General features: G+C 70.2%; 11 protein-coding genes and 1 pseudogene. 4 read left to right on the top strand and 8 right to left on the bottom strand.

Translation table 11 applies throughout. The features are described 5' to 3' along the window. The 7 genes and pseudogenes from QZT59_RS06260 to QZT59_RS06230 all read right to left on the bottom strand — a co-directional run. Nucleotides 1–201 (bottom strand): annotated as a pseudogene (locus QZT59_RS06260) (hypothetical protein); the annotation flags it as partial. Between the two features lie 124 nt (nucleotides 202–325). Then, a complete protein-coding gene (locus tag QZT59_RS06255; protein ID WP_290812908.1) occupies nucleotides 326–712 on the bottom strand; it encodes a DUF2267 domain-containing protein in 387 nt (128 codons plus the stop codon). A gap of 81 nt (nucleotides 713–793) precedes the next feature. Next, on the bottom strand, nucleotides 794–1,219 hold the full coding sequence (locus QZT59_RS06250) for a universal stress protein (protein WP_290812905.1): 426 nt from the start codon (nucleotides 1,217–1,219) through the stop codon (nucleotides 794–796). A 229-nt stretch (nucleotides 1,220–1,448) separates the two neighbouring features. Further along, nucleotides 1,449–2,468: a phosphoribosylaminoimidazolesuccinocarboxamide synthase gene (locus QZT59_RS06245; protein ID WP_290812902.1), complete on the bottom strand. Its 1,020-nt coding sequence runs from the start codon at nucleotides 2,466–2,468 to the stop codon at nucleotides 1,449–1,451. A 164-nt stretch (nucleotides 2,469–2,632) separates the two neighbouring features. After that, the gene (locus QZT59_RS06240) at nucleotides 2,633–3,070 is read right to left on the bottom strand and encodes an SHOCT domain-containing protein (protein WP_290812899.1); all 438 of its coding nucleotides are present in this window, start codon (nucleotides 3,068–3,070) and stop codon (nucleotides 2,633–2,635) included. 105 nt (nucleotides 3,071–3,175) lie between these two features. Further along, nucleotides 3,176–4,396: a M20 family metallopeptidase gene (locus QZT59_RS06235; RefSeq protein WP_290812897.1), complete on the bottom strand. Its 1,221-nt coding sequence runs from the start codon at nucleotides 4,394–4,396 to the stop codon at nucleotides 3,176–3,178. Nucleotides 4,397–4,402: 6 nt separating this feature from the next. Next, the gene (locus tag QZT59_RS06230) at nucleotides 4,403–5,587 is read right to left on the bottom strand and encodes a PLP-dependent aspartate aminotransferase family protein (protein WP_290812894.1); all 1,185 of its coding nucleotides are present in this window, start codon (nucleotides 5,585–5,587) and stop codon (nucleotides 4,403–4,405) included. 156 nt (nucleotides 5,588–5,743) lie between these two features. On the opposite strand from QZT59_RS06230, the gene cofH reads away from it, so the two are divergent. The 3 genes from cofH to ribB all read left to right on the top strand — a co-directional run bounded on the left by cofH (nucleotide 5,744) and on the right by ribB (nucleotide 8,786). Then, the gene (cofH, locus tag QZT59_RS06225; protein ID WP_290812891.1) at nucleotides 5,744–7,249 is read left to right on the top strand and encodes a 7,8-didemethyl-8-hydroxy-5-deazariboflavin synthase subunit CofH; all 1,506 of its coding nucleotides are present in this window, start codon (nucleotides 5,744–5,746) and stop codon (nucleotides 7,247–7,249) included. Between the two features lie 168 nt (nucleotides 7,250–7,417). After that, on the top strand, nucleotides 7,418–8,119 hold the full coding sequence (locus tag QZT59_RS06220; protein ID WP_290812888.1) for a CTP-dependent riboflavin kinase: 702 nt from the start codon (nucleotides 7,418–7,420) through the stop codon (nucleotides 8,117–8,119). A gap of 1 nt (nucleotide 8,120) precedes the next feature. Further along, nucleotides 8,121–8,786 (top strand): 3,4-dihydroxy-2-butanone-4-phosphate synthase, encoded by a 666-nt coding sequence (gene ribB, locus QZT59_RS06215; protein WP_290812885.1) that lies wholly within the window; start codon nucleotides 8,121–8,123, stop codon nucleotides 8,784–8,786. 21 nt (nucleotides 8,787–8,807) lie between these two features. Here ribB and QZT59_RS06210 read toward each other — a convergent pair whose 3' ends face one another. Further along, on the bottom strand, nucleotides 8,808–9,332 hold the full coding sequence (locus QZT59_RS06210; RefSeq protein ID WP_290812882.1) for a GrpB family protein: 525 nt from the start codon (nucleotides 9,330–9,332) through the stop codon (nucleotides 8,808–8,810). A 161-nt stretch (nucleotides 9,333–9,493) separates the two neighbouring features. On the opposite strand from QZT59_RS06210, the gene QZT59_RS06205 reads away from it, so the two are divergent. Continuing rightward, on the top strand, nucleotides 9,494–10,423 hold the full coding sequence (locus tag QZT59_RS06205; RefSeq protein WP_290812879.1) for a branched-chain amino acid transaminase: 930 nt from the start codon (nucleotides 9,494–9,496) through the stop codon (nucleotides 10,421–10,423). Nucleotides 10,424–10,667: the final 244 nt, after the last annotated feature.

Here is a 10,667-nt window from a genome sequence, read left to right as displayed (position 1 = left end):
CGCGAACTGCGGACTCGCGAACGGCGGAACCGCGAACTGCGGACTCGCGAACGGCGGAACCGCGAACGGCTCGCCGACCGTCTCGAGAACCGCCTCGGTCGCGACCTGCGCGCGGTCGATACCTTCGGCCGGGTTCCCCTCCTGGACGGGCGCGTAGAACTGGGTTTCCTGGATGCGTCCCGAGCGGGGAGCGACGATCATCGTGGTCCGGTCGTCGGCTGCAAGCGTGGGGCGACCGGGCGTTCGGTCCGATGTTGGCGTCGACGGGTACCGGAGAGAACGGGCGGGAACGGCGGGTTCCGAATCGGTTCCCTCGATCAGCCGTTCAACGGACGCCCCCAGTAAATAGCGACCCGATCCGGTCGGGAAGCTGCGAACGCAGGTCCAGCAGCTCGTCGTGGGGGACCGTCGTGGCCAGCGCGTCGGTGACCGCGCCGGCTCGCGCCAGGATCTCGCCGTCCGACTCGGCGCCTCGCTCGTCCAGCCGTTCCCGGACGCGGTCCGTGAAGTCCTCGGCGGACAGCGACTCCGCCTCGCCGCCCGGCGCCGTCAGCGTCTCGGCGTACTCGTCGGGGAGCCACTTCGCCACCGCCTCGGCTTGCCCAGCGGCGAGCGATTCGCCGAGCGTCTCCAGTACCGCCTCGGTGATCGGTACCGGTTCGGAAACGGCGTCGGAGTGGTCCACGAGCTCCTCGAACTCGGATCTGTCCATCGTTCAACCGGACGGATGCCGACCAGCGGGGTGTAAGCGTTGCAATCGACTGCAAGCGGTGCGAGGTGTGAGCGAGCGACGCTAGCGCACGACCAGCACCGGCGTCGGCGACCGCCTGACGACCTTCTCCGCGGTGCTGCCCAGCAGCATCCGAGAGAGCCCCACGCGGCCGTGTCTCCCGATGACGATCAGGTCGAACTCGCCGGCCTCGCCGCGCTCGATGATCGTCCGTTCGGGCTCGCCCGTCTCGTTCTCGGTCTCGTCGCGTCCGTCCGTCTCGGCGGCGATCGAGGCGGCCTCGTCGAAGAGCGCCTCGGCGTGCTCGACGGCCTCGTCGTAGTTCGGAACGCGAGCCTCCATCCCCTCGAACACCGTCCAGTAGTTATCCGCGAGCGGAATCACGTGCAGCGCCGTCACCCGGGGATCGTCGAAGGTATCGAACGAGTACCGGATCGCGTCCCTGGCGGGCTTCGATCCGTCGTACGGAAGCAGGATTCGTGGAGCCACGAAGGAAGCAGGATTCGTGGAGCCACGAAGGAAGCAGGATTCGCGGAGCCACGAAGGGCTCTACGCCCGCAAGCGACAAAACGGTCGTTCAGCGAGTCGGGAACGTCGACGGCCGGGGCCGCGATCGGCGCCGGCTCGTCGCGGGGGCGACGCTCGGCGGACGGTCGACCGATCGGGAGAGTACCTCTCGCGTCGTCCGGGCCGTCGGCGTCGAGCGCCCCGGCGCGTCCTAGAGCCGGCTCACGGCGCCGATCGCGGTCGACAGCGCCGGCGCCTCGAAGAGCTCGAGCCCCGTGTAGGCGTTCGCCCCCGAACAGTACATGTCCCGCGCCGTCTCCAGCGCCGACGGGTCGAGCGATTCGGGCTCGCGGTCGCACAGGGACTTCCAGTCGGCGACGTCCTCGCGCTCGGCCTCGGCCTTGGCGGCTTCGACGGCCCGCACCCACTCCGGCTGGGTCCGTTTGTGGTACTGGCGCAGGACCTCCTTCGAGAGCTGGGTCCCCTCGTAAGCGAAGCGGTTCTCGTCGAACGTGCCGACGACGTCGGCGACGCGAATCTCTCCCCGGAAGTACAGGCACTCGATCTTGCCGTCCTGGTGATCGAGGCCGGCCTCCGCGGCCCGCTCCGTGAGGAGTCGGTTCACCTCGCGTGCGAGGTCCGCCAGCGCCTCGATCGACGCCGCCCCGGCGATCGCGTCGGCCTCCTCGCGCGCGAGGTAGCGGTCGGTCTCCTCGTACTTGGTCGAGAACTCGACGATCGGCTCGTCGAGGTCGACCGGCTCGTCCGGCCAGCCGTCCAGGTCGAGCCCGTGGTCGGCTGGATCGGTGCGCCGGCGGAGGCTCGACCCCACGGGGACGCGGTTGCGGAAAACGACCTCGAGGGGGATCAGGTAGTTCTCGCCCGCCGCCTCGTGGTAGGCGTCGTAGTCGTAGTCGCGACCCTCGTTGGGCAGGTCGGGCACCTGCGTCAGGTCGATCGCCATCTCGCGAGGCGGCTCCGCGGTCGCCGCGAGCGGAACGACCTCGCCGTCCTCGACCACGCCGCGGTAGTGGGTGGGGACGTCGGCGTCCTCGAGCAGTTCGAAGTTGTACGCGCCCATCGCACAGAGGCTCGCGCCCTTCTGGGGAATCTCGTCGGGCATCTTCCCCCAGTCGAACACGGAGTAATCGTCGGTGAAGACGAACGACCCGCGGCCGAGTTCGTCGGCGTCGGCCGGCTCCTCGATCTCGAACTCCTTGACGCTCGTCACGCGAGACGCACCCCCGACGCGGGACCGGCTGGTACCATACCGGTGATGCGGGGGGCCGACCCCAAGAAGGTTTCAATCCGGGTCGACGGCGGGTCCGGTCTCGCGGCAGACCCGTTCCAGACGGCGCTCGGCGCGTCGAATACGACGGTACGGCCGACGCCGATTCACTCGCGCTGGAGCTCTCGATCGAGGTCGAGCGCCGTCGCCGGATCCTCCCCGGGCCCGACGCTACCGCCGGGCTCGAGCAACAGCTCCATCCGGCGCTCGAACTCGGCCTCGTCGAGCTCGCCGGCGACGTAGCGTTCCCTGAGGCGGTCGGCCAGCTCTCGGTCCGAGGACGGCTCGCGCGCGTCCGCTCGCTCCGTGCGGACGGGTTCAGTCCCGACGTTCGACGGCGAATCCGCGCCGTTCCGGAAGAACACGAACAGGCCGTAGGCGGCCGCCAGGAGGAGTCCGAGCACGACCAGCGAGACGATCGCCGAGACGACCGTCGCCACGACCGCGAGCACGATCCCGACGATCGTCGCCACCGCCGCGAGGAGCAACAGGGCGGCCAGGAAGAGTCCGAACCCCTTGACGAGAAGTGGACCGGTGCGTCCCATACCGTACTGTGCGCTCGTCTTCGGCAAAAGACTTCGTTCACACTGCCAGGAACGTCCGTCCGACCGAGTCACGCGAGCAGCCCAGCGAACGTCCGTCCGACCGATTCACGCGAGCAGCTCCCGAAGCGCCTCCTCGAGGATCGCCCGCCCGCGGGCCGCGTCCGCGAGCGCGATCGACTCGTCTACCGTGTGAGCCTCCTCGAGTCGGCCCGGACCCCAGGTGACCGCCGGGATCCCGGCGTCGTTGACGAAGTTGCGCGCGTCGGTCGCGGCTTCGATCCCCCAGGGCTCGCCGACGCGGCGGTCACCGTCCTCGCCAGCGCCGTCACCGGTCGTCTCCTCCGTCCGGCCGTCGGCCGGGATCGCCGCGGATCGCCCGCGGAGCGTCTCCGCCAGCGGGTGGTCGACGGGAATCGACGACGGCTCGTACGCCTGGATGCGCGTCCACTCCGCGTCGACGCCCTCGTCGGCGGCGAGGTCCGACGTCAGCGCCTCGACCTCCTCGTCGACCGACTCGATCGACTCGCCGGGCGGCACCCGCCGGTCGAGCACCAGCTCCGACCGGTCGGGGACGACCGCGAGGTTCGAGTCGGTCCCCGCCTCGATCTCCGTGACCGTGGCCAGGGCCGGGCCGCACAGCGAGTCGGGGCCCCCGCGGAGTTCGCGGTCGTACGCGTCGATCGCCTCCAGCACGCGTCGGCTCGCGTCGATCGCGTTCGCCCCCTCGTCCGGGTGGCTCGCGTGAGTCGCCTCGCCCCGGACGACGAGCCGGTAGACGGCCAGCCCCTTGGTGGCCGTGGCGACCCGGAAGTCGGTCGGTTCGATCACGATGCCCAGGTCCCCGCCGTAGCCGCGTTCGAGCAGCGTCGACGTTCCCGGGTCGGCGGTTTCCTCGCCCATCGGCGCGTGGACGACCAGCGAGCCCGCGAGCGCGTCCGACTCGAGATCGGGTGCCAGATCCCTGGCGACCAGCATCCCGATCGCCAGGCCGGTCTTGACGTCCGCGCTTCCCCGGCCGTAGAGCCGACCGTCGCGGACGACGCCGCCGTAGGGGTCGACCGACCACGCGTCGGGATCGCCGGCCGGGACGACGTCGAGGTGGGCGTTCAGGACGACGCGGGGCTCGCCCGTCCCGATCGTCGCGCCGACCTGCGGTCGGTCGGGGTCCGGTTCCTCGACGAGGTCGGCGTCGATCCCCTCGTCGGCGAGCCACTCGCGGACGAACTCGGCGCCGGCCGCCTCGTTTCCGGGCGGGTTCTCCGTCGGGATCGACACGAGGTCGCTCGCGAGCGCGGCGAGTTCGGGGTCCGGCTCGGTCTCACCCATCCCGGCTCACCCCAGCACCGTCTCGATCGCCGACTCGAGGTCGGCGATCAGATCGTCGACGTGCTCGGTTCCCACCGACAGCCGCACGAGACTCTCGGAGAGGCCGGCGGCCGCGAGCTCGTCGGCCGTCAGATCCTGGTGGGTCATCGGGGCCGGCTGCTCGATCAGGCTCTCGACGCCGCCCAGGGACTCGGCGAGCGCGAACACCTCGGTCTCGGAGAGGACCGCCGACGTCTCTTCCAGCGTCGCGTCGAGTTCGAGGCTCACCATGCCGCCGAAGTCCCGCATCTGCTCGGCGGCCACGTCGTGGTTCGGGTGCGAGTCGAGGCCGGGGTAGTAGACGCACTCGACGGCCGGGTGCTCGTCCAGACGCTCGGCGATCGCGCGGGCGTTCTCGCAGTGGGTCCGCATCCGCGGCGCCAGCGTCTTCGCGCCTCGGGCGACGAGGAAGCAGTCGAAGGGGCTCGGCGTCGCGCCCTGGTTGTACTGGACGAACGCGAGCGCCTCGTCGAGGTCCGGGTCGTTCGTTACCGTCGCGCCCGCCACCACGTCGGAGTGGCCCGAGACGTACTTGGTGAGCGACTCGACGACGACGTCGACGCCGAGGGCGAGGGGACGCTGCAGGTACGGCGAGGCGAACGTGTTGTCGACGGCGACCACCGGCCCGTCGGTCTCCGCGTCCTCGCCGCCCTCGACGGCGGCGACCTCGACCACGCCCGCGATATCCGAGACCGAGAGCAGCGGGTTCGTCGGCGTCTCGAAGTAGACGAGCGCCGTCTCCGGCCGGATCGCGTCCGCGACCGCGTCGAGGTCGGTCGTGTCCGCGAACGTGACGTCGACGCCGAACGTCGAGAAGACGCGCGTCAGCAGCGTGTGCGACTCCGCGTAGAGGTTCTGGCCGGCGACGACGTGGTCGCCCGCCGAGAGCACCGCCGTGTAGAGGGCGTTGATGGCGGCCATCCCGCTGGCGAACGCGCGCCCGTGGGCGCCGCCCTCGAGGTCGGCGATCAGCCCGTCGACCACCTCGCGCGTCGGCTCGGACATGCGAGCGTAGCGGTACTCGCCTACCATCTCCGTCGGCGACTCGTAGCCGAACGTGACGCTGGGGGAGATCGGCGGAACCAGCGCCCCGTGCTCGTTCGGCTCGTACCCCGCGTGAATCTGGCGCGTCTCGAACTCTCGATCGTCCATCCGTGTCCATTCCACCGAGCGGGACGTAAAGCCCATCGTCGGAACGCGGCGCGCGGACGGTTCCGGGATCCGGGTGCGGGACGAACGTCCCGGAGAACGGCAGCCGTCACCGAGATCACCACGCTTTTCTCCCGCCCCGTCTTCCACCCGCCAAGGATGGCCGAACCGGCGAGCGAGGTGCCCGAGTCGGCGGATCTCGAGTTCGAACGAGCGCCCCGGACCGACCAGTCGTTCGAGAACGCGCTGGCGAAGGCCCGCGACGGCGAACGGCTCACCGTCGACGACGCGATCGAGCTCCTGACCACCGGCACCGACGTCGACGGCATCGACCGTCGGCGCAAGGAGCTCGTTCTCGAGGCCGCGGATCGCCGCCGCCAGGAGGTCGTCGGCGACGAGGTCACGTTCGTCGCCAACCTGAACAACAACGTCACGACCGCCTGCAACGTGGGCTGTCTCTTCTGTAACTTCAAGGACGCTGCCCACACGTTCGAGGCGAGCGCGGAACGGAGTTCCGCGGAAAGTCGAGCGGCGGAGTCGTCTCGTGACGACGGAAGCGGCGAAGCGACTTCCGAACTACCGCGAGACGACCACGAGGAGACCGGCGGGCGGGAAACGGCGGGTTTCACCAAGACCCCCGCCGAGTCCCGCGAGATCGTCGCCGACGCGGTCGAGCGCGGGATCTACGAGGTCTGCTCGGTCTCCGGGCTGCACCCCGCCTTCGCCCTCGACGACGAGCACCGCGAGATCCTCGAGGGCTACGCCGCCGAGCGCGGGCGCGAGGCGGCCTACCGCGAGGTCAACTACAAGACGCCGTCGGCCTACGAGACCGATCCGGGCACCTACGTCGAGCAGATCGCGGCGATGAGCGTCGGCGGCGTCCACGTCCACTCGATGACCCCGGAGGAAGCCTACCACGCCCGTCGCGGGACCGACTGGTCCTACGAGGAGGTCTACGGTCGACTGCGGGACGCAGGCCTCGACAGCGTCCCCGGGACCGCGGCGGAGATCCTCGTCGACGAGGTCAGGGACGTCATCTGTCCCGGCAAGATCGACACGCAGGGGTGGCTCGAGGCGATGGAAGCCGCCGCGAACGTCGGACTCGGCCTCACCGCGACGATCATGTACGGCCACGTCGAGAACGAAGCTCACCGCGCGATCCACCTCCAGCGGGTGCGCGAACTCCAGGAACGGGTCGACGGCGCCATCACGGAGTTCGTCCCGCTCTCGTTCGTCCATCAGAACACCCCGCTGTACGAGCACGGGGTCGTCGCCGGCGGCGCGAGCCGCGACGAGGACGAGCTGATGATCGCCGTCTCGCGGCTCTTCCTCGACAACGTCGAGCACGTCCAGTCCTCGTGGGTGAAGTACGGCGACGAGGGCGGGCTGAAGATGCTCGCCTGCGGCGCCGACGACTTCATGGGCACGATCCTCTCCGAAGAGATCACCAAGCGCGCCGGCGGCGAGTACGGGGAGTTCCGCTCGGTCGCCGACTACGTCGAGCTGATCACCTCGATCGGCCGGACGCCGGTCGAGCGCTCGACGGACTACGAACGACGGCGGGTGATCGACCCCGACGACCCGCCGTTCGGACCCGAACTCGGGCCGAAGGCCGACGGGACGCCGCTGCTCCCGGACGCCGATCGAATCGCCGCCGACCGGTAGCCAACGGGCCGAACGCCCGGCCGCCTCCGGGGCGGTCGTCGACCGGAACCGTTACGTTCCGATCGCGACAACGAGGCATCCCCGGGAAACTCCCGACAACGCCATCTCAGTTTTGAGATGGTTTCCATTTTCGGTACGCTTTTGCCCCGGGAGCGGGTACCCCCGGACATGTCACTGACCGCGCCGGCCGTCGGCCACGACGAGCTGGCCACGCTCAAGCTCCTCGCGCTCGACGGCGGGCTCGAAGGGGACCGCAAGATCTCCTGTGCAGACCTGGCCGAGCGCCTGGACGCCTCGAACCAGACCGCGTCGCGGCGACTCCAGCGCCTCGAGAGCGCCGGCCTCCTCGAGCGCGACACCGTCAGCGACGGACAGTGGGTGACCATCACCGACGAGGGTGAGCGCGAACTTCGGGCCGCCTACGAGGAGTACCGTCGCATCTTCGAGACGGCCCCGCGGGTCGAACTCGAGGGGACCGTCACGAGCGGAATGGGCGAGGGTCGCCACTACATCTCGCTTTCGGGCTACCAGCGCCAGTTCGCCGAACGACTGGGCTACGAACCCTTCCCGGGAACCCTGAACGTCGAGCTCCGGGACGACAGCGTCCGCCGGCGTCGCGCGGTGGAGGCGATCGAACCCGTCCCGATCGACGGCTGGGAGGACGAGGAGCGCACCTACGGCCCGGCGGTCTGCCACCCGGCGGCGATCGAGACCGCCGGGGGCGAGTTCGTCGACGGTATCCACACCATCGCGCCCGAACGCACCCACCACGACGACGACCAGCTGGAGGTCATCGCCCCCCGGAAGCTCCGCGACGTCCTCGAGCTCGACGACGGCGATCACGTGATCGTCCACGTGGGGGAGCACTGAGATGTCGGGCCACCAGGCGGGCGCGAGCGCGCTGGACCGGGCGATCGAGGCCTTCGGCGACGGCGAGCCCGTCTGCGTCCACGACGCCGCCGACCGCGAGGGTGAGACGGACCTGATCTACCCCGCGAGCGCGGTCACGCCCGACGCGGTCGCCCGGCTGCGCAACGACGCCGGCGGCCTCGTCTGCGTCGCGCTCGCCCACGAGGTCGCCGAGGCGTTCGACCTGCCCTTCTTCACCGAAGCGGTCGACCACCCGGCGACCGCCGATCACGAGCTCGGCTACGGCGATCGATCGTCGTTCTCGTTCACCGTCAACCACCGCGACACCTACACCGGCATCACCGACGAGGACCGCTCGCTGACGATCCGCGAGCTCGCCGACGCCGCCGTCGATCCCGAGCCCGCCGACTTCGCCGAGCGATTTCGCGTGCCCGGCCACGTCCACCTCCTGAAGGGCGCCTCGGACGGCGTCGCCCAGCGCGAGGGTCACACGGAGCTCGGCCTGGCGCTCGCCGACGCCGCGGGCGTCGAGCCGGCCGTCGTCGTCTGCGAGATGCTCGACGACGAGACCGGCGAAGCCAGGACGCCCCGGGACGCCCGCGAGTACGCCGCGCGTCACGGCCTCGTCTACCTGGAGGGCAGCGAGATCGTCGAGCGGCTGGGGTGAGCCCGTCAGCTGGCCGGCCGCTCATTTCCGAAGATCGGGGATCCGTTCGCCGTATCCCTCGTCGTACGCCCGTTCCTCGAGCGCCAGCACGAACGACTCCTTGGCGTCAGTGTACGATTCGGGCTCGTCGGCGTGCGCCTCGACGGCCTCCCGCTTGACGCGCTCGTACCCGCGTCGGGCCGACGGGTGGTCCCGGAGGTACTCGCGGACGACGAGTTGGTCGCGCCAGACGTCGGACCGAACCGGCCGGAGGTGCAGCGACACCGGCGGCTCGGCGTCCGCCGCGAGGTGGTGCCACTCCGGGTCGGCCCGCCGGAGGCGGTACCCCGCTTCGACCAGCGCCGCGGCCGTCGTCCGCATCCCCGCCTCGCCCCCGAACACGGCGAGGATGTCGAGGACCGGCTTCGCGGCGAGGTCGGGGACCGCGGTGCTCCCGACGTGGAAGAGTCCGAGGAGTCCGTCGCCCGCGACCGACCGGACCCGATCGCGCTCGGCCTCGAACCGATCGGTCCAGACGGGATCCGGTTCGAGATCGATTCGCTCCATTTTCCCGACTTCGTCGGTGCGCCGGAAAATCGTTACGACGCCGCCCCCGGCCGCCAACCGCTCGCTTCGACGCGGGCGCCCGCCATCGTCGCCGCCCCCGGCCGTCTCACCCGCCTTCAGAACCGCGAACACTTAGTAGCGGCCCGTCCATGCTTCCGCCCATGAGCTTCGACGAGATGGACGTCGACACGATCTGGATGGACGGGGAGTTCCTCGACTGGGACGACGCACAGATCCACGTCCTCACCCACGGCCTCCACTACGGCACCGGCATCTTCGAGGGCGCACGCTGTTACGAGACCGAGCGCGGCCCCGCCATCTTCCGCTGGGAGGAACACCTCGACCGTCTTTACGAGTCCGCCAAGCCCTACGAGATGGAGATCGACCACGGCCACGAGGAGCTCACCGAGGCCACGGTCGAGCTCGTCCGCCGCCAGGATCTCGCCTCGTGTTACATCCGCCCGATCGCCTTCTACGGCTATCGCTCGCTGGGCGTGAGCCCCGGCGACTGTCCGACCCGGATCGCCATCGCCGCCTGGCCGTGGGGCACCTACCTCGGCGAGGAGGCCCTCGAGGAGGGCATCGACGTGATGGTCTCCTCCTGGCGCAAGCACTCCTCCAGCCAGATCCCGACCAACGCGAAGACCACCGGCCTGTACGTCAACAGCCTGCTCGCCGGCGAGGAGGCCCGCCGCAACGGCTACGCCGAGGCGATCGTCCTCAACAAGGAGGGGCAGGTCGCCGAGGGCCCCGGCGAGAACATCTTCCTCGTCCGCGACGGCGAGCTCTTCACGCCCGGACTGTCCCAGTCCATCCTCGACGGCATCACCCGGGACACCGTGATCCAGCTGGCCCGCGACCTCGGCTACACCGTCCACGATCAGGCGACCATCTCGCGCGGGGAACTCAACACCGCCGACGAACTCTTTTTCACCGGCTCCGCCGCCGAGGTGACGCCCATCCGGCGCGTCGACAACGTCACGATCGGCGACGGCGAGCGCGGACCCGTCACCGAGGAGATCCAGTCGCGGTTCTTCGAGGTCGTCGAACGGCGCACCGACGAGTACGAGGAGTGGTTCACCTACGTCTGAGCGACGACCTTTTGCGCTGCGCTCGTGTCGCGCCGGGAGCGCCCCCGGCGCTCCGCGGCGCGTCGACGCTCGGCAAAAGGTCGATCAAAAGCACTCCTCCCTCCGTTCCGCTCGCTCCGCCTTCGGCTCCGCTCGCTTCACATCGGTCGTCGGCCCGCTCCGCCTTCGGCTCCGCTCGCTTCACATCGGTCGTCGGCCCGCTCGCAACCTGACGGTTGCTCGCGGTCGGCGTCGGGGTCTCTCG

It is taken from the genome of Halovivax sp. (assembly GCA_007119345.1).
Classification (GTDB): Archaea; Halobacteriota; Halobacteria; order Halobacteriales; family Natrialbaceae; genus Halovivax.
The sequence above is the reverse complement of the archived record's forward strand: the minus strand, read 5'-3'. Positions and strand labels throughout refer to the sequence as shown.